Here is a 21,090-nt window from a genome sequence, read left to right on the forward strand (position 1 = left end):
CTCCGGGTCTTCCGCCGTTCCCCGCCGCAACCGCCCCGACCAGGTCTAATGTGGAGAAGGACGTGACTATTTGTGCCGTTCCGGTGGCGGCCGGGCGGTTCCCGGTGCACAGTGATCGCATGAGCGACGACGGAAGTGGTGGGCACTACTACTGGTGCACGCGACACCACCGGGTCGAGACCGATGCCGACGTGTGCCCCGCCAAGCACGTTCTCGGACCGTACGCCTCAGCCGCCGACGCGGACAACGCCCTGCAGACGGTGCGGGAGCGGAACGACGCGTGGGACGCCGAGGACGCCCGTTGGGCCGGGGAGGGCCGCTAGACGGCGCGGGAGGGCCCGCGTCGAGGTGATCCGTGCTCCCGCGAGGGCGGGAGCACGTCCCCAGGAAAGGGAACCGAGATGGCCGAAGCACAGCAGGCCACCCGCCCGGCCGCGAAACGGACGACCGCGAAGAGGACCGCCGCGGGCAGGACGACGACGGTCACCAAGGCGTCGCCGAACGCCTCGGGCGCCGGCGCCGGACGGACACCGGCGAAGAAGGCGGTGGCCAAGAAGGCAGCCGCCAGGAAGGTCGTGTCGGCGGCTCGCAAGGCGCCCGCCACCAAGGCCACCACCAGCAGGACGGCGGCGAAGAAGACCGCGGGCCGGACGGCGCCGGCCGGCCGGGCCACCGCCAAGAGCGCGCCGGCCAAGAAGACCACGGCGAAGAAGACAGCCGCGAAGAAGACCACGGCGGCCAAGAAGACGGCGGCGGCGAAGAAGACCACAGCGGCCCGGAAGACCACGACGGCCCGGACCACCGCCACCGCGAAGAAGGCGCCGGCCCGCAAGACGACGGCGGCGAAGAAGACGACGGCGGCCAAGAAGACCACCGGCGCGCGGAAGGTCACCTCGGCGGCGACGAAGACCACCGCCGCCAAGAAGACCACGGCGGCGAAGAAGGCGCCGGCGAAGAAGACCACCGCCTCGACGCGTCCCACGGCGCGCAAGGCGGCGGCGAAGAAGGCGCCCGCGCGCAAGACCACGACCGCGCGCAAGACCACCACCACGGCGAAGAAGACCACCGCCGCGAAGAAGGCGCCGGCCCGCAAGAGCACCGCCGCGAAGAGCACCACCGCACGTAAGGCGCCGGCCCGCCGCGCCTGACGCCGCGGACACCGCTCCCTCCCGGGGAGCGGAACGTGCGGGGCGCTGTCAGGATTGACCGCGTGGTGATCCGACGCGTACTGGCGCCCCGTATCGACTTCGGCGCGCTGCGCCGCGAGCTGGGACTGCCCGAGAGCTTCCCGGCCGCGGCGCAGCGCGAAGCCGACACGGCCGCCGCCGCGCCGCCGCCGGCGGTCGCCGACCGGACCGACATCCCGTTCGTCACCGTCGACCCGGCGACCTCGCGCGACCTCGACCAGGCCATGCACCTCACCCGCCGTCCCGGCGGCGGCTACCGCGTCCGGTACGCGATCGCGGACGTCCTGACCCACGTACGCCTCGGCGGTGACCTGGAGGCCGAGACGTGGCGCCGGGGGCAGACGGTCTACCTGCCCGACGGCAACGTGCCGTTGCACCCGCACACGCTCAGCGAGGGAGCGGCCAGTCTGCTGCCCGACGCCGACCGGGCCGCCGTGCTCTGGACCGTCGACCTGGACGCCGACGGCGGCACCGTCGCGGTCACGCTGGAGCGGGCGCTGGTGCGCAGCCGGGCCAAGCTCGACTACGGCGGCGTGCAGCGCGACGCCGACGCCGGCCGCCTGCCCGAGCCGATCGCCCTGCTGCCCGAGATCGGGGCGCTGCTCACCGCCCGGGGACTGAGCCGGGGCGCGATCAACCTGCCGCTGCCCGAGCAGGACGTCGAGCCCGACGGCGACGGCTGGCGGCTGGTGCTGCGCGGCCCCGGCCCGATGGAGGAGCACAACGCGCAGATCTCGCTGCTGACCGGGATGGCCGCGGCCGACATCATGCTGGCCGGCCGGATCGGGCTGCTGCGCACCATGCCCCGACCCCGCCCGGAGGCGGTCGAGCGGCTGCGGCTCGCCGCCGGTCCGCTCGGCGTGCCCTGGCCGGACGGCACACCGGTGGGTCGGGTGCTCGACGGGCTGGACACCTCCCACCCCCGGGTGGCCGCCTTCGTCGACCAGGCCGCCGAGCTGATGCGCGGCGCCGCGTACACCGCCTTCGACGGCGAGGTGCCCGAGCAGCCCGGGCACGGCGGGGTGGCGGCCGCGTACGCGCACGTCACGGCGCCGCTGCGCCGGCTGGCCGACCGTTACGCCACCGAGGTCTGCCTGGCGCTGCACGAGGGCCGGGAGGTGCCCGAGCAGGTCCGGGCCGCGCTGCCGAAGCTGCCCGAGGTGATGGCCGTGACCGACCGGACCGCGGGCGCGGCCACCCGGGGTGCTGTGGAACTGGCCGAGGCGGTGCTGCTCGCGCACCGGGTGGGGGAGACGTTCGAGGCGGCGGTGCTCGACGTGGACGAACCGCGCCCGGCGGGCAACGGCCGCCCCGGCCGCCCGCCCGGCGGCACCATCGCGCTCGACGAGCCGCCGGTGCGCGCCCGCTGCACCGGCGAGCTGCCGCTGGGCGAACGCGTCCGGGTACGCCTCACCGTCGCCGACCCGGCCCAGCGCCGGGTCGCCTTCGAACGGGCGTGACCAGCGCGGCCATTGTCACAGCATCGGGATGCACCGCACCCGCCCCCGCTTTGCGAGGATGAGCCCATGGCTTACGACGCGACCACGCTGCCCGACGTCTCCGGGCTGACCGTCGGCATCATCGGTGGCACCGGCGACCAGGGACGGGGTCTCGCCTACCGGTTCGCCCGCGCCGGGCAGGCCGTGCTGATCGGCTCCCGCACCGCGGAGCGGGCCACCCGGGCCGCCGCCGAGATCGCCGCCCTGCCGCACGTACCGGAGGGCGCCGTCGTCTCCGGCGGCGACAACGAGGACGTCGCGCGGCGCAGCGACGTGGTGATCGTGGCGGTGCCGTGGGACGGGCACGCGGCCACCGTCGCCGCGCTCGCCGGACCGCTGGCCGGCAAGATCGTGGTGGACTGCGTCAACCCGCTCGGCTTCGACAAGCAGGGCCCGTACGCGCTCGACGTCGCCGAGGGCAGCGCCGTGCAGCAGGCCGCCGCGCTGCTGCCCGAGTCCCGCGTGTGCGCCGCGTTCAACCACGTCAGCGCGCCGCTGCTGGCCGACCCCGAGATCGACCGGATCGACCTGGACGTGCTGATCTGCACCGAGGACCGGGAACTGGTGGGTGTGGTCGGCGCGCTGGCCGCGCGGATCCCCGGCATGCGGGGCATCTACGCCGGGCGGCTGCGCAACGCCCACCAGATCGAGGCGTTCACCGCGAACCTGATCGCGATCAACAAGCGCTACAAGGCGCACGCCGGCATCCGGGTCACCGACCTCTGATGGGCGCGGCGGGAGCGGGCCGGCGCCGGCTCCCGCCGTACCCGCGTCAGAACGTGTGCTCGGCCGCCGGGAACTCGCCGCCGCGCACCTCGTCGGCGAACCGGCGGGTGGCGTCGGTGAGCGCGCCGGCCAGGTCGGCGTAGCGCTTGACGAAGCGCGGCGCCCGGCCGGTACGCAGCCCGGCCATGTCCTGCCAGACCAGCACCTGACCGTCGGTGTCCGGGCCGGCCCCGATGCCGACGGTGGGAATGGTCAGCTCGGCGGTGACCCGCTTGGCCACCTCGCCCGGCACCATCTCCAGCACCACCGCGAACGCGCCCGCCTCGGCCACCGCCCGCGCGTCGGCGAGCACCTCCTCGGCCGCCTCGCCCCGGCCCTGCACCCGGTAGCCGCCGAGCGTGTGCTCGCTCTGCGGGGTGAAGCCGATGTGCGCCATCACCGGGATGCCGGCGCCGGTGATCGCCTCGATCTGGGCGGCGCAGCGCCGCCCGCCCTCCAGCTTCACCGCGTGGCAGCCGCCCTCCTTCATGAACCGCACCGCGGTGCGCAGCGCCTGCGCCGGCCCCTCCTCGTACGAGCCGAACGGCAGGTCGCCGACGATCAGCGAGTGCTTCGTGGCCCGCACCACGGCACGCACCAGCGGAAGCAGCTCCTCGGCGGTCACCGGCAGCGTGGTCTCGTAGCCGAAGACGTTGTTCGCCGCCGAGTCGCCGACCAGCAGCACCGGGATCCCCGCCCGGTCGAAGATCGAGGCCGTGTACTGGTCGTACGAGGTCAGCATCGCCCACCGCTCGCCGCGCTCCTTGGCGGCGATCAGGTCGCGGGTGCGTACCCGCCGGGTGGCCGGCCCGCCGTAGAGCGCGGTCACCTCGGCCGGGGTGGACTCCACCATGACAATCTCCTTCCTCGAGGCCGCGCACGCGGTCCCCGGGTTCCCCGCGATCGTCGCACCGGGCGGCGGGCCGCGGGCAGGTCGGAGTGGAGGATGTCACTCCCCGGCCGGGGGAGCTGTCAGCCGTCCTCGCGCCACCGGTTGGTGATCGGCAGCCGCCGGTCCCGCCCGAACGCCTTCATGGAGATCTTGGTGCCGGGCGCCGACTGCCGTCGCTTGTACTCGGCGGTATCCACCATCCGCAGCACCTTGTCCACCACCGCCGGGTCGTGGCCGGACTCGACCAGGCCGTCCCGGCCCAGGTCGCCGTCGACGTAGCCGATCAGGATCGGGTCGAGCACGTCGTAGTCGGGCAGCGTGTCGCTGTCGAGCTGGCCCGGGCTCAGCTCGGCCGACGGCGGCTTGCCGATCGAGTTCTCCGGGATCGGCGGCGTCTGCCGGCGCCGTACCGCGTCGGCGTTGCGCCACTTCGCCAGCCGCCACACGAGCGTCTTCCACACGTCCTTGACCGGGTTGTAGCCGCCCACCGAGTCGCCGTAGAGCGTCGAGTAACCCACCGCCAGCTCGCTCTTGTTGCCGGTGGTGAGCACCAGGTGGCCCTCCTGGTTCGACAGCGCCATGAGGATCACGCCGCGTACCCGGGCCTGGAGGTTCTCCACCGCCACCCCGGACAGCGACATGTTCGCCAGGAACGTGTCCACCATCGGCTGGATCGGCTCGACCCGGTAGTCCAGGCCGGTCCGCTTCGCCAGGTCCTCGGCGTCGGTGCGGGAGTGCTCCGAGGAGTGCTGGCTGGGCATCGAGACACCGACCACCCGTTCCGGGCCGACCGCGTCCACCGCGATGGCCGCCGCCACCGCCGAGTCGATGCCGCCGGACAGGCCGAGCACCACGGAGGGGAAACGGTTCTTGTCGACGTAGTCGCGCAGGCCCAGCACCAGCGCGTGCCACACCTCGGCCTCGTCGGCGACCGGCTCGATGATTCCGCCGTCGGCCACCGCGCCGGCCGGTGCGGCCGGGATCGCCGGGATGTCGTGGCGGACCACGCGCATCCCGTCGGTCAGCGCGCCGGCCTCGCCCGGCGCCCCGGCCGCCGCCGGCAGCTCCAGGTCGTGCACCAGCAGGTGCTCGACGAACTGCGGCGCCCGGGTCAGCAGTTCGCCGTCCGCGGCGACGATCATCGAGTCGCCGTCGTAGACCAGCTCGTCCTGGCCGCCGACCATGTTCACGTACGCGATGGCGGCCCCGGCCTCGGCGGCGCGCCGGCGCACCAGCGGCAGCCGCACGTCGTCCTTGTTCAGCTCGTACGGCGAGCCGTTGATGCTCAGCACCAGCCCGACGCCGGCCTCCCGGGCCACCGCGAACGGGCCGCCGGCCTGCCACAGGTCCTCGCAGATGGTCAGCGCCACGTCGACCCCGCCCACGCGCACCACGGTGAGCGTGTCGCCGGGGACGAAGTAGCGGTCCTCGTCGAAGACGCCGTAGTTGGGCAGGTGGTGCTTGAAGTAGGTGGCCACCACCTCGCCCCGGTGCAGCACCGCCGCCGCGTTGCGGGCGCCCCTGCCCGGCTCCGCGTCGGAGCTGACCTGCGGAGGGCCGTCCGCGTCCAGGTAGCCGACCAGGACCGGCAGGTCACCGAGGCCGTCGGCGGCCAGGTCGGCGGCGAGCCGGTGCAGCGCGGCGCGGGACGCGGCGACGAACGAGCGGCGGAACACCAGGTCCTCGACCGGGTAGCCGGTGAGCATCAGCTCGGGGAACAGGACGAGCTGGGCGCCGGCGTCGGCGGCCTGACGGGTCCACGCGCGGACCAGGCCGGCGTTGCCGGCGAGGTCGCCTACCGTCGGGTTGACCTGGCACAGGGCGAGACGCAGGGTGGGCATGTCCTCATCTTCCCCCAGGCGTCCCGGCCGAATCCGACCGGTTGCGGCAGACGGGTACCGCGGCCCCGCGTGTCCCAGCCCGGTGGACACGGCGGGACGGCCGGCCGGGGAGGGCGTAACGTCGGCGTAACGAGCCCGGTGGAGACTGGGCGGTCAGGCCGGGCCGGCCCGACCGGTGCGGACGTACGTGTCACGAGGGGTGGAAGTGGACCGTCAGCAGGAGTTCGTCCTCCGTACGCTGGAAGAGCGGGACATCCGTTTCGTCCGGCTGTGGTTCACCGATGTGCTCGGCACGCTCAAGAGCGTCTCGGTGGCCCCCGCGGAACTGGAGGCGGCCTTCGACGAGGGCATCGGTTTCGACGGCTCCGCGATCGAGGGCTTCGCCCGGGTCTTCGAGTCGGACATGGTGGCGATGCCGGACCCGACCACGTTCCAGGTCTTCCCGTTCGAGGGCGGGGTCAGCGGCGAGAGCGCCCGGATGTTCTGCGACATCTCGCTGCCCGACGGCAGCCCGTCCTGGGCCGACCCGCGGCACGTGCTGCGCCGGATGCTCTCCCGGGCCGCCGACAAGGGCTTCACCTTCTACACCCACCCGGAGATCGAGTTCTTCCTGCTGGAGAACGGCCCGCAGGACGGCTCGGTGCCGATCCCGGTGGACACCGGCGGCTACTTCGAGCACACCACGCACGCCGTGGCGCGGGACTTCCGCCGCCAGGCCGTGCTGGCGCTGGAGCGGATCGGCATCTCGGTGGAGTACAGCCACCACGAGGTCGCCCCCGGCCAGCAGGAGATCGACCTGCGCTACGCCGACGCGCTCACCACCGCCGACAACATCATGACGTTCCGGCACGTGGTCAAGGAGGTGGCGCTCTCCACCGGCGTGCAGGCCAGCTTCATGCCGAAGCCGTTCACCGACCAGCCCGGCAACGGCATGCACACCCACCTGTCGCTGTTCGAGGGGGAGCGCAACGCGTTCCACGACGCCGGCGACCCGATGAAGCTGTCCAAGGTCGCCAAGTCGTTCATCGCCGGGCTGCTCACCCACGCCCGCGAGTACACCGCCGTCACCAACCAGTGGGTCAACTCGTACAAGCGGCTGTTCCCGCAGGCGCTGCCGGACCGGATCACCGAGAGCCCGGCGTACGTCTGCTGGGGTCACCTGAACCGGTCCGCGCTGGTCCGGGTGCCCGCGTACGGCAAGCCGAACTCGGCCCGGGTCGAGGTCCGCTCGCTGGACTCCGCGACCAACCCCTACCTGGCGTTCGCGGTGATGCTCGGCGCCGGCCTCAAGGGCATCGAGGAGGGGTACGAGCTGCCGCCGGGCGCCGAGGACGACGTCTGGTCGCTGAGCAGCGCCGAGCGCCGCGCCATGGGGTACGAGGCGCTGCCGGAGAACCTGGCCGAGGCGATCGACGTGATGGCCGGTTCCGAGCTGGTCGCCGAGGTGCTCGGCGAGCACGTCTTCGACTTCTTCCTGCGCAACAAGCGCTCCGAGTGGGAGCAGTACCGCCGCGAGGTCACCCCGTACGAGCGGCAGCGCTACCTGTCGCTCTAGATCACGCTGGCGCGGTGCCGCTATCGTCTGCGGCACCGCCCCGGCACCTCCGCCGGGCGGCGTGAGCCGGGGAGGCGTTGGTGCTGGGAGATCTGCTCGACGGGGCGTGGCAGAGCATCGTGTTCGGGATCGTCGGGGTCGCCCTGATGGCCGCCGGATTCCTGCTCGTCGACCTGCTCACCCCGGGCAAGCTGCGGGAGCTGATCTGGGTACGCCGCAACGGCAACGCCGCGCTGCTGCTCGCCGCCAACCAGCTCGGCATCGCCGGCATCGTCTTCACCGCCGTGCTGACCAGCTACAGCTCGTTCACCAAGGGGCTCGCGTCCACAGTGGTGTTCGGACTGGTCGGCCTGCTGGTGATGGCGCTGGCCTTTCTGGTGCTGGACCTGCTCACCCCGGGCAAGCTGGGCGACGTCATCGCCGCCGACGAGCCGCACCCGGCCGCCCGGGTCAGCGCCGCCACCCACTTCGGCGCCGCGCTGATCGTCTGCGCCTGCATCGCCTGAAGGGTGTCGTACCCCCGGGTTAGCGTCCGGGGGTGAACCGCACCGACCGCCTCTACGCCCTGGTCGAGGAGCTGCGGGCGGTCTCGCCACGCCCGCGCAGCGCGAGCTGGCTGGCCCGCCGCTTCGAGGTCAGCACCCGCACCGTCGAGCGCGACATCTCCGCGTTGCAGGGCGCCGGGGTGCCGATCTGGGCCGAGCCGGGCCGCACCGGCGGCTACGTGGTCGACCGGGCGCGCACGTTGCCGCCGGTCAACCTGACCCCGGCCGAGGCGGTGGCGATGGCCGTCGCGCTGCACCGGCTCGGCGGTTCCCCGTTCGCCCCGGCGGCCGGCGCCGCGCTGCGCAAGCTGGTCGCGGTGATGCCGCCGGCGGCGGTGGCCGAGGCGCACCGGCTCGCCGGCCGGGTGCACCTGGTCGGCGACGGGCCGGGCACGCCCGTCCCGGCCGCCGTCGCCGACGCGGTCGCCGCCGGGCGGGTGCTGCGCCTGCGGTACGCCGACCGCGGCGGCACGGCTTCGGCGCGCGACGTGGAGCCGCTGGCCTACCTGGGCAACTCGGTGCACTGGTACCTGGTCGCCTGGTGCCGTCTGCGCGACGGTCTGCGCTGTTTCCGCACGGACCGGATCGTGTCGGTGCACCCGCTGGCCGAGCCGGTGACCCGGGAGCTGCGTCCCGGTGACCTCGACGTGCCGGTCGACCGGGTCCGCCCGCTCACCCTGGTCTGATCCGGGTGGAAACACCGACAGGACGCTGTCGTGGCCCGATACGAGGCTGAATCCTGACGACGCCGGCCGACCGCCGGCGCGAACGAGGAGGAAGCATGTCCAGCACGCCCGTGACCTGGTTCGAGATCGGCTCCGACCGCCCGGACGAGGCGCAGCGGTTCTACTCCGAGCTGTTCGGCTGGAGTTTCGACGAGCAGGGTGGCCCGCGTGGGTCGTACCGGCAGACGACCGCCGGCGGTGAGCGGGGGATCGGCGGCGCGATCCGGGACACCGACACCGGCAACTACGCGATCTTCTACGCCGAGGTGGCGGACGTCGCGGAGACCTGCCGCCGGGCGGAGGCGACCGGCGGCACCGTTCTGACGGCGCCGGTGACCACGCCGACCGGCCTGGTCCGCGCCACGCTGCGCGACCCGTCGGGCAACCTGCTCGGCGTCTTCACCCCGCCCGCCGAGGGCTGACGGTGTGTCGGGTGCGGTCGTTGCCGGGACTGCGAGGACCGCACCGGGAAGGGCTCGGTGGCGGTGCCCGTTCGGGCACCGCCACCGGGGGTGGCCCCGCTCGGCTCCGGCCAGGAGGAGGGAACGGCCGGTGAGGGGCGGCGGGGCCACCACGTCACTTGCCGCCCTGGCCCTCCTGCTCGGCCTCGGCGCCCTTGTCGGCCTTGCCCTCCGGACCGGCCTTGTCGCCGCCCTTGGCGTGGTGGCCGGGCCGGCCGTCGTGGCCGCCCTTGCCCGGGCCCGGGAACACACCCGCCTCGGCGGCCTTGAGCACCGCGTCGGCCTGCTCCTGGGTCAGCTTGCCGTCGGTGACGGCCTGGTCCAGCCGCTCCTTCAGCGCGGCCTGCCGGTCCTCGGCCGACGGCCGCTCCGGCCGCTCCGGGCGGTCGCCCTGGCGCTGCTCGTGCAGCTTCTCCAGCGCCGCGGTGACCTTGTCGGTCGAGACGCCCAGCTCCTCGGCGAGCGCCTCGGCGAACTCGGCCTGCCGGTCGGCGTGCTTCTGGCGGCGGTCGTCACCCTGGTCGGTGGTGCTGCTGGCGCTCGAAGACGGGTTCGGGCTCTTGTCGTCGGCGAGCGCCACCGTCGGGGCGGCGATCCCGACGCCGAGCACACCGGCGGCGGCCAGGCCGGCCAGCAGGTGCTTCTTCGACATCGTGCGGATCATGCGATTCTCCTGTTCGGTGGTGGTGCGATGACGTCACCGACAGTGGTCGCCGGAACTGAGGGCAACCCGTGGCGAACCTGTCAGCGAGCTGGCAATCCCGCCCGGAAAGCCCTTTTTATTCGTGTTGCCGAGGCGTGGGAACGCCCGCAAGGCTGGGTGAAACCCGACGAAAGGCCACTCGATGACACAGCCCGCCATCCGCGAGATCCCGCTCACCGGGCCGGGCTCCGGGCCGTACTCGATCACGGCCGGGCCCGACGGCGCGCTCTGGCTGACACTGGCCGGCTCCGGCGGCGTCGCCCGGCTCGGCCTCGACGGCGAGGTACGGACCTACCGCGACGACCCGCCCGGCAGCCGTCCGCTGATCATCGTCGGCGGCCCCGACGGTGCGCTCTGGTACACCCGCTCCGGCGACGACCGGCTCGGCCGGATCACTGTCGACGGCGAGACCGGCTCGGTGGCGCTGCCGCCCGGCTGCGGCCCGTGCGGGCTGGCGGTGGGCGCGGACGGCGCGCTCTGGTACGCCGGCATGAGCGACGACACGGTCGGCCGGGTGAGCGTCGACGGCGAGGTCACGTCCTTCCCGCTGCCGGTCGAGAAGGGCTTCCCGTCGATGCTGGCGGCCGGGCCGGACGACGCGCTCTGGCTCACGCTCAACCAGGCGAACGCGATCGCCCGGGTCGGCCTGGACGGCTCGGTGACGGTGCATCCGCTGCCCACCGAGGCGGCCGGACCGGTCGGCATCACCCGGGGCGGCGACGGCGCGCTCTGGTTCGTCGAGATCGTCGCCGGGCAGATCGGCCGGATCACGCCGGACGGGCGGATCGACGAGATCCCGTTGCCGGACCGGGCGGCGCGCCCCCACGCGATCGTCGCCGACCCGGCCGGCGGCTGCTGGTTCACCGAGTGGGGCGCCAACCGCATCGGCCACGTCGACCCCGACGGCCACGTCACCGCCCACGCCCTGCCGACGCCCGCCTCGGAACCCCACGGCCTGACGGCCACGCCCGACGGCACGGTCTGGGCGGCCCTGGAAATCGGCGCCGTGGCCCACCTCACCCCCTGATCGCCACCCCCGCCGCACTGATCACGCCGCCCACCCCGCCGCAGCCCCGCCCCCGCCGCGTCGATCATGAAGTTGGCGGCAGTTGTGGATCTCCAAACCGCCGCCAACTTCATGATCGACGGGCGGGGCCGGCCGGGACCAGGGCCGGGGGGGGTGGGGGTCAGCGGACGGCGGACGTGACCGTCAGGGTGCCGGTGGTGGCGTCCAGGGTGGCGGGGGTGTTCACCGGGACGGTGAGCTGGCCCGGGCCGTGGCCGACGGGCAGGCCGCCGAGTACCGGCACACCGAGGTCGCCCAAGCGGTCGGTGAGCACGTCCACGACTGTGGTGTCCCAGCCGTCCGCGCACTCGGTGAACTGGCCGACCGCCACCCCGGCGATCCCGTCCAGCGCGCCGCAGCGGCGCAGGTGGGTGAGCATCCGGTCGATCTTGTACGGCGGCTCCTGCACCTCCTCGACCAGCAGGATCGCCCCGGTCAGGTCGGGCATGTCCGGGGTGCCGATCGACGCGGTGATCAGGCACAGGTTGCCGCCGAGCAGCCGGCCCTCGGCCCGCCCGGGCACCCGCACCGGGTACGTCTCCTCCGCCTCCACCGCCGCCACCGTCACCGGCTCGGTGCTGGTCAGCGCGGCGTGCAGCGACTCCGCCGAGCGGATCGGCGTGCGCTCGTCCCGCCAGGCGGCGCCCGGCCCGTGCACACCGGCCAGCCGGGCGCCCCGCCACAGCGCGAACTGCAGCGCGGTGATGTCGGAGAACCCGGCCACCACCTTCGGATCCCGGCGTACCGCCGCCATGTCGATCAGGTCGACCACCCGCTGCGCGCCGTAGCCGCCCCGGGTGCAGATCACCCCGCGGATCTCCGGGTCGGCGAACGCCGCGTTCAGGTCCGCGGCCCGCAGCGCGTCGTCGCCGGCCAGGTAACCCCGCCTGGCGTACGCGTTCGGCGCGGGCACCGGCCGCAGCCCCCACCCGGTGAGCAGTTCGATGCCGCGGGCCACCCGCTCGGGACGGGTCGGCCCGGACGGGGACACCAGCATCACCGCGTCGCCGGGACGCAGGGCCGGTGGGCGCAGGCAGTCGTCAGGCACGATCGGAGCCTAGGGCCTGCCGGGCCGTGCCCTGTCGGCCGCACCGGTTAGCCTCGACGTCGTGGCGACCGCGCTGGTGATCGAGAACGACCCGACCGACGACCTCCGCCGCCTGGGGGAGTGGCTCACCGAAGGGGGCCTTGAGCTGCGCGTGCTGCGTCCGCACGCGGGTGACGCGCTCCCCGCCGACCTGGAGGGATACGCCGCGCTCGTGGTGCTCGGCGGCGACCAGCAGGCATACCCGCTGTCCGACGGCGGCCCCGGCGCGCCCTGGTTCCCGGCGCTCGAAGGGCTGCTGCGCAAGGCGGTCCGTGGGCGGGTGCCCACGCTCGCCGTCTGCCTCGGCGCGCAACTGCTGGCCACCGCGCACGCCGGCCGGGTCGAGCGCAGCCCGTCCGGCCCGGAGGTCGGGCCGGCGCTCGTGGGCCGGCGCGACGCCGCCGAGGACGACCCCCTGTTCCGGTACGTGCCGCTGATGCCCGACGTGCTCCAGTGGCACGCCGACGAGATCACCGAGCTGCCGCACGGCGCGACGCTGCTCGCCGCGTCCACCCGCTACCCCCACCAGGCGTTCCGCCTCGGTGACCGGGCCTGGGGCCTGCAGTTCCACATCGAGTGCGACACCGCGATGATCGCCGAATGGTCCCGCGACTCGGCCGTGCTGGCCGAGCTGGGTTACGACCCGGAACTGGTGGTGGCCGCCTGCGACCGGGTGATGGCCGACGTCGAGGAGGCGTGGCAGCCGTTCGCGATCCGGTTCGCCGCGCTCGCGCTCGGCGACCTCGGCGACGACAACCCGCGCCGTAGCCTGCCGCTGCTCGGGGCCTGACAGTGACCCGGCCGGCCCGCGGGCGCCTGGCCCGCTACGGATTCGCCGAGGGCGACGGCGCCACCCGCGCCGCCGACCTGCTCGGCCCGGACGGGCTCGCCCTGTGGCGGCCCGACACCCAGGAACCGGCCGACGAACGCGCCGCCGAGCTGCTCAGTGCGCTGTCCCGCGCCGCCGACCCGGACCTGGCCCTCCGTCAGCTGCACCGGCTGGTCGAGTCCGAGCGCCGCTCCGGCGACGAGGTGGCCGTACGCGACGCCCTGGCCGCCGACCCCGGGCTGCGCCGCCGGCTGATCGCGGTGCTCGGCGCCTCCTCCGCGCTCGGCGACCACCTGGTCGCCAACCCCGGGCAGTGGGCGGTGCTGGCGACCGAGCCGGACGGGCTCGCCCCCACCGCGGACGGCCGGCTCGACCTGAGCGTCGCCGCCCGGCTCACCACAGTCACCGGTGCGGTCCCGCTGCTGCGGCAGGCGTACCGGCTCGCGCTGCTGCGGATCGCGGCGGCCGACCTGACCGGCGGGCGCGGCCTGGAGCAGACCATGGCGGCGCTGTCCGGGCTGGCCGACGCGACGCTGGCCGCCGCCTACGACATCGCCGCCGACGAGCTGCCCGACGGCACGCCGCGCCCCCGGCTGGCAGTGGTGGCGATGGGCAAGTGCGGCGGCGACGAGCTGAACTACGTCTCCGACGTCGACGTCATCTTCGTCTCCGCCACCGACGACGACCTGCCCGCCGCGACCCAGATCGCCACCCGGCTGATCCAGATCTGCGGGCTGGTCGCCTGGCCGGTCGACGCGGCGCTGCGACCGGAGGGCAACCGGGGGCCGCTGGTGCGCACGCTCGCCAGCCACCTCGCCTACTACAAGCGCTGGGCCCGCACCTGGGAGTTCCAGGCGCTGCTCAAGGCCCGCCCGGCGGCCGGCGACCTGGAGCTGGCCAAGGAGTGGATCGACGCGCTCGCCCCGCTCGTGTGGACCGCCGCCGAACGCCCCGAGGCGGTCGAGGACGTCCGGTCCATGCGCCGCAAGATCCTCGACAACGTGCCGCCGAAGGAGCTGGAACGCGAGATCAAGCGCGGTCCGGGCGGCCTGCGCGACATCGAGTTCGCCGTCCAGCTCCTCCAGCTCGTGCACGGCCGGGGCGACGAGTCGTTGCGGGTGCCCGGCACCGTACCGGCGCTGCGCGCGCTCGTCGCCGGCGGCTACGTGGGCCGCGCCGACGGGGAGGCGCTGCTGCGCGGCTACCGGTTCCTGCGCGCCGTCGAGCACCGGCTCCAGCTCCAGGCGCTGCGCCGCACCCACACCGTGCCGACCGAACCGGCCGCGCTGCGCTGGCTCGCCGCCGCGCTCGGCTACGTGGCCACGCCGGGCCGCAGCGCCGTCGAGGAGTTCCGCGCCGAGTGGGTCACCCACGCCACCGAGGTACGCCGGCTGCACGCCAAACTGCTCTACCGGCCGCTGCTGGAATCCGTGGCCCGGGTGCCGGCCGAGGGGCTGCGCCTCACGCCCGAGGCGGCCCGGCACCGGCTGGAGGTGCTCGGCTTCGCCGACCCGGCCGGCGCCCTGCGGCACCTCCAGGCGCTCACCGGCGGGGTCAGCCGTACCGCCGCCATCCAGCGCACGCTGCTGCCGGTGCTGCTCGACGAGTTCGCCGACGCCCCCGAGCCGGACCGCGGCCTGCTCAACTACCGGCAGGTCTCCGACAAGCTCGGCAGCACCCCCTGGTACCTGCGCCTGCTGCGCGACTCCGGCCCGGTCGCGCGCCGGCTGGCCCGGGTGCTGTCCTCGTCCCGGTACGCGGCCGACATGCTGGCCCGCGAACCGGAGGCGCTGCGGCTGCTCGCCGAGGACAGCGAGCTGACCCCGCGCCCACGGGAGACGCTCGTCGAGGGCTTCGCCGCCGCTGCCGCCCGCCACGACGACCCGGTCGAGGCGATCCGGGCGGTCCGCGCGCTGCGCCGCCGGGAGCTGGTCCGGATCGCCGCCGCCGACGTGCTCAGCCACGCCGGTTCGCTCGCACCGCTCACCCCGCGCCCGGTCGGCGGCGGGGAACGCCGGCCCACGGTGGTGGACGTGACCGCGGTCGGCACGGCGTTGTCGCACGTCGCCGACGCCACGCTGGCCGCCGCGCTGCGCGCCGCCCGTACCGTCCACCCCGGGCCGCCCGGCCTGCGCTTCGCGGTGATCGGGATGGGCCGGCTCGGCGGGTACGAGTCGAACTACCTCTCCGACGCCGACGTGCTGTTCGTCTACGACCCGCCGCCCGGGGTGGAGGAGAGCGCGGCGAGCACCGCCGCGCAGGCCATCGCCGAGGAGCTGCGCCGGCTGCTGTCCGCGCCCGCCCCCGACCCGCCGCTCGGCGTCGACGCCGACCTGCGCCCCGAGGGCCGGCAGGGCCCGCTGGTGCGCAGCCTCGCCGCGTACGCCCAGTACTACGCGCGCTGGTCCCGGGTGTGGGAGGCGCAGGCGCTGCTGCGGGCACGGTACGTCTGCGGCGACGCCGACCTGGGCGCCGAGTTCGAGGCCATGATCGAGCCGGTGCGCTATCCGGCCGAAGGGCTGAGCCGCGAGCAGGTGGTCGAGATTCGCCGGATCAAGGCGCGGGTGGAGACCGAGCGGCTGCCCCGCGGCGCCGACCCGGCGACCCACACCAAGCTGGGCCGGGGCGGTCTCGCCGACGTCGAGTGGGCGGTGCAGTTGCTCCAGCTCCGGTACGCCGGTCAGGTGCCCGCCCTGCGCGGCACCCGTACGCTCGACGCCCTCGCCGCCGCCCGTGACGCCGGGCTGCTCGACCCGTCCGACGCCGCCGAGCTGGCGGCCGGCTGGACGCTCGCCGCCGAGGTGCGGGACGCGCTGATGCTGGTGCGCGGCCGGGCCGGGGACCAGTTGCCCCGGCACGGCGTGGAGCTGGCCGGGGTGGTGCGGCTGCTGGGGCGCGAGGATCAGGGCGAGTTCCTCGACGAGTACCTGCGCACCGGCCGCCACTCCCGCACAGTCGTCCAGCGAATCCTGGAGTCCCCCCTCTAGCCCCTCCCCTTCCGCCGCGCCCTCCCACCCCGCCCTCCGCGCCCCCGCACGCCGCCCCGCGCGGCGATCTTGCAGTTGCGGGCCCGCGCAGGCCGGATAGGCCCGATTTGCCGGGGCAGAAAGCGCAAGATCGCCGCGCTCACGCCGCGCCCCTGAATGCCCATCCCGGAGGGTGAGATATGAGTTCCACGCACCGGAATGGCGTGGAGATCTTGGTAGGAAATGGCCCTCGTAGGGGCCGTTTCCTACCAAGATCTCGGCGGGACCGGGACCGGGACCGGGGGAGGGGACGGTGGATCAGCTGGCGAGGGTGTAGGTGCCGGGTCGGGGGACCGTCACCGTTGTCCACTTGCCGTTCGGGGTGACTGTGGCGCCGTTCGCGGTGAGCCAGCGGGTGTGGCGGACCTGGATCGGGATCGGGCCGGCGGCGGGTGCGCGGAAGGTGATCGAGGCGCCGTCCTGGCGGACCAGCTCACCCGGTGCGCCGACGATCGGGGTGGGCTCGGCTACCGCGTACAGCTTCCAGTGCCGGTCCGACCAGACCTCGGTCAGGTACGGCTGGCCCGCCTCCACCAGCTTCGCCTCCGACGACCCCACCCAGGAGAACTCGGCGTCGGGCACCGCCACGTACTGCACCGCGTTGTCGGCCAGCCAGTCCCGGTAGGTGATCGGGGTCAGCGGGATGCCGGTGCCGTCCGCGCCGGGCACGGTGGTGAAGAACAGCGGATTGCGGTCGATGTCGGCCTGCCGCAGCCAGCCCCGGGCCAGCGGCACGTCGCCCATGTGGGCCGCCTCCCAGTAGTTGCGGGTCGGCGGCACCTCCACCCGCCCGGTCAGGCCGCGGCGGGCCAGTTCCGCCCGCAGCGGGGCGAAGTACGCCGGGTCGGCCGTCGGGTCGTCGGCGCTGCGCAGGTCGGCGGTGACCACCGGCGGCTGCCACCAGCAGACCACCGCCAGCAGAGCGGCCAGCCCGACCGCGCCGACGATCCGGGAGCGCCGACCGGCGGCGCGGAGCCGATCGGTGAGCGGGGCGGGAAGCGTCGCGGCGGCGGCCAGCACCGGCAGCGCGAACATCACCACCAGACGGGTGGCGTTCAGCCCGACGGGCGTGTGCAGCAGCGCCGACGCGAGCACCCCGGCCGCGGACAGCAGCGCCCCCACCCGCACCGGCCGGTACGCCACGAGCGCCGCCACCACCAGGCTCGTCACCACGGCGTGCACGGTGTCGGCCGTGCTGATGTTCATCCAGCCGCCCTCGCCGAACAGCAGCCCGGTCACGGCGAGCGGCGCGGCGGCCGGTAGGGCGAGCAGCAGTCCGTCGGCGTACCGGCGGGTCAGCAGCAGCGCGACGCCGGCGAGCCCGACGAACAGCCCGGCCACCGGGCTGGCCGCCGAGGCGAGCAGCGCGGCAGCGGCGGCGACGGCCGCCCAGACGATCCGGCCGCCACCGGGAGCGCCGGGCCCGACCGGCGCGGCAGCGACACCGGCGGCAGCACCGGCGGCGAGGCGGGTACGGCGCGCGGGGACGGTGAGCGCGAGCAGCGCGGCCAGGCCGAACGCGACACCGAGGGCGTACGTGACCCGGCCGGACACCAGGTTGCCGGCGATCGTGACCACGCCGACCAGGCTGCCCAGCAGCGGGCGGGGCACCCGGGTCCGCACCAGCAGTGCGGCGAACGCGGTGGCGGAGGCGAGCAGGGCGAGCGCGCCGGTGAGGCGTACCCCGAGCAGTGCCATCAGCGGCGGCGAGACGAGGCTGTAGCCCCACGGGTGCACGCCGCCGTACCAGCGCAGGTCGACCAGGGCGGCCCCGTGCTCGGCGAAGAAGCCGGCGCGGGCGACCTGCGCGGACAGGTCCGAGCCGGTCGCCGGCAGGGTGAGGTGGAGCACGGCGAGGACGAGCGCCGACACGGCGGAGACCGCCACCACCCGACCGCCCCGCATGCCCACCTCCTGATCGCGAACCACCGTACTGGCAGCATGTCGGACGTGCCTCACCACCTCTCGCGCTGGATCGGCCTGGCGGGTTCGGTGCTGCTCGCCGTGGCCGCGTACCTCGGCGGCGCCCTGCCCGACGGCGAGTTGCGTCCCACCCCGGTCAGCATCTGGCAGGGCCCGAACGGGCCGCTGATCATCGGGTTGTGGCTGGTCGGCACCGCGCTGCTGGCGTGGGCCTGGTGGTCGCTGCGGGACCGGGTGCCGTCGGCCCGCTGGGTGCTGGTCACCGTCGCGCTCTGGCTGCTGCCGATGCTGGTCGCGCCGCCGCTGGGCAGCCGCGACGTGTACGCGTACGCCTGCCAGGGCGCCAGCTTCTCGGCCGGGATCAACCCGTACGAGCAGGGCGTGTCGGCGCTGCCCTGCCCCTGGCTGGACACCATCTCCTACATCTGGCGCGACACCCCGGCGCCGTACGGGCCGCTGTTCGTGCTGCTCGCGGGCGCGGTGGTGGAGGCCACCGGTTCGCTGCTCGCCGCCGTCGCGCTGTTCCGGGTGCTCGCCGTCGCCGGGGTGGCGCTCACCGCGTGGGCGCTGCCGGTGCTGGCCCGCCGCTGCGGGGTGCCGCCGCGGCGGGCGCTCTGGCTGGCGCTGGCGAGCCCGCTGGTGCCCGTGCACCTGGTCTCCGGCGCGCACAACGACGCGCTGATGATCGGCTTACTGGTCGCCGGGCTGGCGGTCGTGGCGGCCCGTCCGGGCCGGCCCGGACCGCTGCTCGCCGGTGGGGCGCTGCTCGGCCTCGCCGCCGCCGTGAAGGTCACCGCGCTGGTCGTGATGCCGTTCGCCGCGCTGGCCGCGATCGCCGGGGCGTACCGGATCAGGACACTCGTGCGCGACGGCGGGTGGGTGGTCGGCGGCTCGCTCGCGGCGCTCGCCGCGGTGACCGTCGCCTCCGGCCTGGGGCTGGGGTTCGTCAGCGGGCTGGAACAGGGCGGGCTGGTGGTGGCGTGGACCTCGCCGCCGACGGCGGTGGGGCAGACCGTCGGCTACCTGCTGGCGCCGTTCGGCGTGCACGTGGACGCGTTGCCGGTGACCCGGGCGATCGGCATGGTCGTGCTGGTCGCCGTGCTGATCTGGCTGTGGTTCCGCTCGTTCCGTCGCGGTGAGCCGTTCTGGCACGCCGGGCTGGCGCTGACCGCCACCGTCGCGCTCTCCCCGTTGTTCCACCCCTGGTACTGGTTGTGGCCGCTGGCGGTGCTCGCCGCCACCGCGCACCGCACGCTCTGGTTCTCGATCGTCACGGTGGTGTCGTCGTTCCTGGTGCTGGCCGACGGCACCGGGCTGGCCCGGTACTCCAAGATGCCCGGTGCGCCGCTGATGACCCTGTTCGTGATCGGGCTGGTCGTGTGGTTGGTACGGTCGGCTCGCAAGGGTCGGCAGCCGGTTCCCGTGGACTGAGGAGTGTGCCGGTGAGCGAGCCCGACGGACCCGTCCGGCCGATCGCCGCCGGTCTCGCCCGCTACACCGGTCTCGCCGGGGCCGTGCTGCTCACCGTCGCCGGCTGGCTCGGCGGCGCGCTGCCCGGCACGCCCCCGCGCGGCACGCTCGCCGCGATCTGGCACGCGCCGCACGGGCCGGTCACGCTCGGCTGCTGGCTGGCCGGGACACTGCTGCTGGTGGGCGCCTGGTGGTCGCTGCGGTGGGGCGCCCCGTCCGGCCGGTGGGCGTACCTGACCGCCGGGCTCTGGTCGCTGCCGCTGCTCGCCGCGCCGCCGATCGGCAGCCGCGACGTCTACTCGTACGCCTGCCAGGGCTGGACCTGGACGCAGGGCCTCAGCCCGTACCGGGTGGGCGTCGCCGCGGCCGGCTGCCCGTGGACCGACTCGGTGTCACCGATCTGGCGGGACACCCCGGCGCCGTACGGGCCGTTCTTCGTCCTGCTGGCCGGGCTCGCCGTCCTCGCCGGTGGCGGCCTGATCGGGACGATCGTGGCACTGCGGCTGGTCGCGGTGGCCGGGGTGCTGCTGGCCGCGCTCTGCCTGCCCGGCCTGGCCCGCGCCGCCGGGGTGCCCACCCGGCGCGCCGCCTGGCTCGTGCTCGCCTGCCCGCTGGTCGGCATCCACCTGGTGGCGGGCGCGCACAACGACGCGCTCGCGCTCGGGCTGCTCCTGCTCGGCCTGCTGGTGCTGGTCCGCCTGCCGGGCAGACCGCGCGCGCTGCTGGTGGCCGGGGTGCTGCTGGGCCTGGCCGTGGCGGTGAAGGCGGTCGCGGTGGTGGCGCTGCCGTTCGCGGCGCTGGCCGCCGTGCTCGGCCGCTACACCTGGCGGGCGCTGCTGCGCGACGGCGGTCAACTGGCCGCGTCGGTGCTCGGCACGCTGCTGGTCGTCTCGCTCGCCACCGGCCTCGGGCTGGGCTGGGTGGGAGGGCTCGGCCACAGCGGCGACTCGCAGCAGTGGACGTCCCCGCCCACGGCCGTCGGTTTCGTCATCGACTACGCCGGTGAGCTGGCCGGCCTACGGCCGCAGGCGGTTCCGGCGGTCCGGGCGTTCGCGCTGGTGCTGCTGGCCGGGACGCTCGTCGCGCTCTGGTGGCAGGCGTGGACGGCGCTGCGGCGGCTCAACGACGCCCGGCAGCGGGTGGCCCGGCTGACGCCGGCCCGCCCCCGGGTGGCGCTGCTCGGCGCGGGGCTGGCGCTCACCGCGACGGTGCTGCTCGCCCCGGTCTTCCACCCCTGGTACGCGATCTGGCCGCTGACAGTCCTCGCGGTCGCGGCGGTGCCGCTGGCCCGGCAGGTCTGGTTCGTGGCGCCCTGCGCGGTGGCCTCGGCGCTCACCCTGCCGGACGGATCCAACCTGGCCCGGTTCAGCAAGGCGCCGGGCGCGGTGCTGATGACGGTGCTGGTGGTGGTCGTCGCGGTGGCCGGCGTGCGGGCCGCACTGCGCCGCCGCGCTGCGTGAACGGCCGGGCCGGCTCCGCCGTCGCGGAGCCGGCCCGGCCGGTGCTGACGAACGTG

18 protein-coding genes are annotated in these 21,090 nt (G+C 74.8%); 13 read left to right on the plus strand and 5 right to left on the minus strand.

Annotated features, from left to right (window positions below):
* Positions 1 to 119: 119 nt before the first annotated feature.
* The 4 genes from V6U82_RS14980 (at position 120) to npdG (ending at position 3,412) form a co-directional block, all read left to right on the plus strand.
* The gene (locus V6U82_RS14980) at positions 120 to 323 is read left to right on the plus strand and encodes a hypothetical protein (RefSeq protein WP_030273123.1); all 204 of its coding nucleotides are present in this window, start codon (positions 120 to 122) and stop codon (positions 321 to 323) included.
* Between the two features lie 78 nt (positions 324 to 401).
* A complete protein-coding gene (locus V6U82_RS14985) occupies positions 402 to 1,148 on the plus strand; it encodes a histone (protein WP_334461626.1) in 747 nt (248 codons plus the stop codon).
* A gap of 62 nt (positions 1,149 to 1,210) precedes the next feature.
* Positions 1,211 to 2,647, plus strand: a complete 1,437-nt coding sequence (locus V6U82_RS14990; RefSeq protein WP_334461627.1) for an RNB domain-containing ribonuclease — start codon at positions 1,211 to 1,213, stop codon at positions 2,645 to 2,647.
* 66 nt (positions 2,648 to 2,713) lie between these two features.
* Positions 2,714 to 3,412, plus strand: a complete 699-nt coding sequence (gene npdG, locus V6U82_RS14995) for an NADPH-dependent F420 reductase (RefSeq protein ID WP_128138056.1) — start codon at positions 2,714 to 2,716, stop codon at positions 3,410 to 3,412.
* Positions 3,413 to 3,458: 46 nt separating this feature from the next.
* On the opposite strand, the gene panB is transcribed toward npdG, so the two are convergent.
* Both panB and V6U82_RS15005 read right to left on the minus strand, forming a co-directional pair.
* Complete coding sequence (gene panB, locus V6U82_RS15000) at positions 3,459 to 4,304, minus strand: 3-methyl-2-oxobutanoate hydroxymethyltransferase (RefSeq protein WP_334461628.1); 846 nt, start codon at positions 4,302 to 4,304, stop codon at positions 3,459 to 3,461.
* 119 nt (positions 4,305 to 4,423) lie between these two features.
* Complete coding sequence (locus V6U82_RS15005) at positions 4,424 to 6,184, minus strand: NAD+ synthase (RefSeq protein ID WP_334461629.1); 1,761 nt, start codon at positions 6,182 to 6,184, stop codon at positions 4,424 to 4,426.
* A 205-nt stretch (positions 6,185 to 6,389) separates the two neighbouring features.
* On the opposite strand from V6U82_RS15005, the gene glnA reads away from it, so the two are divergent.
* The 4 genes from glnA to V6U82_RS15025 all read left to right on the plus strand — a co-directional run bounded on the left by glnA (position 6,390) and on the right by V6U82_RS15025 (position 9,431).
* Positions 6,390 to 7,739, plus strand: a complete 1,350-nt coding sequence (gene glnA, locus V6U82_RS15010; RefSeq protein WP_121683520.1) for a type I glutamate--ammonia ligase — start codon at positions 6,390 to 6,392, stop codon at positions 7,737 to 7,739.
* An 80-nt stretch (positions 7,740 to 7,819) separates the two neighbouring features.
* Entirely contained in the window at positions 7,820 to 8,245 is a 426-nt protein-coding gene (locus V6U82_RS15015) for a DUF350 domain-containing protein (RefSeq protein ID WP_128138053.1), read from the plus strand.
* A 32-nt stretch (positions 8,246 to 8,277) separates the two neighbouring features.
* Positions 8,278 to 8,970: a helix-turn-helix transcriptional regulator gene (locus tag V6U82_RS15020; RefSeq protein WP_334461634.1), complete on the plus strand. Its 693-nt coding sequence runs from the start codon at positions 8,278 to 8,280 to the stop codon at positions 8,968 to 8,970.
* Between the two features lie 95 nt (positions 8,971 to 9,065).
* A complete protein-coding gene (locus V6U82_RS15025; protein ID WP_128139057.1) occupies positions 9,066 to 9,431 on the plus strand; it encodes a VOC family protein in 366 nt (121 codons plus the stop codon).
* Between the two features lie 154 nt (positions 9,432 to 9,585).
* Here V6U82_RS15025 and V6U82_RS15030 read toward each other — a convergent pair whose 3' ends face one another.
* Positions 9,586 to 10,134: a hypothetical protein gene (locus tag V6U82_RS15030; protein WP_334461636.1), complete on the minus strand. Its 549-nt coding sequence runs from the start codon at positions 10,132 to 10,134 to the stop codon at positions 9,586 to 9,588.
* A 181-nt stretch (positions 10,135 to 10,315) separates the two neighbouring features.
* Here V6U82_RS15030 and V6U82_RS15035 point away from each other — a divergent pair, with 181 nt between their 5' ends.
* The gene (locus V6U82_RS15035; protein WP_334461639.1) at positions 10,316 to 11,200 is read left to right on the plus strand and encodes a Vgb family protein; all 885 of its coding nucleotides are present in this window, start codon (positions 10,316 to 10,318) and stop codon (positions 11,198 to 11,200) included.
* Between the two features lie 160 nt (positions 11,201 to 11,360).
* On the opposite strand, the gene V6U82_RS15040 is transcribed toward V6U82_RS15035, so the two are convergent.
* Entirely contained in the window at positions 11,361 to 12,236 is an 876-nt protein-coding gene (locus V6U82_RS15040; protein WP_435126604.1) for a S66 peptidase family protein, read from the minus strand.
* A 112-nt stretch (positions 12,237 to 12,348) separates the two neighbouring features.
* Here V6U82_RS15040 and V6U82_RS15045 point away from each other — a divergent pair, with 112 nt between their 5' ends.
* A complete protein-coding gene (locus tag V6U82_RS15045; RefSeq protein ID WP_334461641.1) occupies positions 12,349 to 13,116 on the plus strand; it encodes a type 1 glutamine amidotransferase in 768 nt (255 codons plus the stop codon).
* Positions 13,117 to 13,118: 2 nt separating this feature from the next.
* Positions 13,119 to 16,142 (plus strand): bifunctional [glutamine synthetase] adenylyltransferase/[glutamine synthetase]-adenylyl-L-tyrosine phosphorylase, encoded by a 3,024-nt coding sequence (locus V6U82_RS15050; protein ID WP_334461644.1) that lies wholly within the window; start codon positions 13,119 to 13,121, stop codon positions 16,140 to 16,142.
* Between the two features lie 297 nt (positions 16,143 to 16,439).
* Here V6U82_RS15050 and V6U82_RS15055 read toward each other — a convergent pair whose 3' ends face one another.
* Positions 16,440 to 18,086, minus strand: a complete 1,647-nt coding sequence (locus tag V6U82_RS15055; protein WP_334461647.1) for a hypothetical protein — start codon at positions 18,084 to 18,086, stop codon at positions 16,440 to 16,442.
* Positions 18,087 to 18,122: 36 nt separating this feature from the next.
* Here V6U82_RS15055 and mptB (V6U82_RS15060) point away from each other — a divergent pair, with 36 nt between their 5' ends.
* Both mptB (V6U82_RS15060) and mptB (V6U82_RS15065) read left to right on the plus strand, forming a co-directional pair.
* Positions 18,123 to 19,535, plus strand: a complete 1,413-nt coding sequence (mptB, locus tag V6U82_RS15060; RefSeq protein ID WP_435126595.1) for a polyprenol phosphomannose-dependent alpha 1,6 mannosyltransferase MptB — start codon at positions 18,123 to 18,125, stop codon at positions 19,533 to 19,535.
* An 11-nt stretch (positions 19,536 to 19,546) separates the two neighbouring features.
* The gene (gene mptB / locus V6U82_RS15065) at positions 19,547 to 21,034 is read left to right on the plus strand and encodes a polyprenol phosphomannose-dependent alpha 1,6 mannosyltransferase MptB (protein ID WP_334461651.1); all 1,488 of its coding nucleotides are present in this window, start codon (positions 19,547 to 19,549) and stop codon (positions 21,032 to 21,034) included.
* Positions 21,035 to 21,090: the final 56 nt, after the last annotated feature.

Source organism: Micromonospora sp. CPCC 205554, assembly GCF_036902745.1.
GTDB lineage: Bacteria > Actinomycetota > Actinomycetes > Mycobacteriales > Micromonosporaceae > Micromonospora > Micromonospora tulbaghiae.

Bases quoted from the DNA above. Each gene is read 5' to 3' on its own strand.
- V6U82_RS14980 (WP_030273123.1), top strand. From the start codon at position 120: ATGAGCGACGACGGAAGTGGTGGGCACTACTACTGGTGCACGCGACAC.
- V6U82_RS14985 (WP_334461626.1), top strand. From the start codon at position 402: ATGGCCGAAGCACAGCAGGCCACCCGCCCGGCCGCGAAACGGACGACC.
- npdG (WP_128138056.1), top strand. From the start codon at position 2,714: ATGGCTTACGACGCGACCACGCTGCCCGACGTCTCCGGGCTGACCGTC.
- panB (WP_334461628.1), bottom strand. From the start codon at position 4,304: ATGGTGGAGTCCACCCCGGCCGAGGTGACCGCGCTCTACGGCGGGCCG.
- V6U82_RS15005 (WP_334461629.1), bottom strand. From the start codon at position 6,184: ATGCCCACCCTGCGTCTCGCCCTGTGCCAGGTCAACCCGACGGTAGGC.
- V6U82_RS15025 (WP_128139057.1), top strand. From the start codon at position 9,066: ATGTCCAGCACGCCCGTGACCTGGTTCGAGATCGGCTCCGACCGCCCG.
- V6U82_RS15030 (WP_334461636.1), bottom strand. From the start codon at position 10,134: ATGATCCGCACGATGTCGAAGAAGCACCTGCTGGCCGGCCTGGCCGCC.
- V6U82_RS15035 (WP_334461639.1), top strand. From the start codon at position 10,316: ATGACACAGCCCGCCATCCGCGAGATCCCGCTCACCGGGCCGGGCTCC.
- V6U82_RS15040 (WP_435126604.1), bottom strand. From the start codon at position 12,236: ATGCTGGTGTCCCCGTCCGGGCCGACCCGTCCCGAGCGGGTGGCCCGC.
- V6U82_RS15055 (WP_334461647.1), bottom strand. From the start codon at position 18,086: ATGCGGGGCGGTCGGGTGGTGGCGGTCTCCGCCGTGTCGGCGCTCGTC.
- mptB (WP_435126595.1), top strand. From the start codon at position 18,123: ATGTCGGACGTGCCTCACCACCTCTCGCGCTGGATCGGCCTGGCGGGT.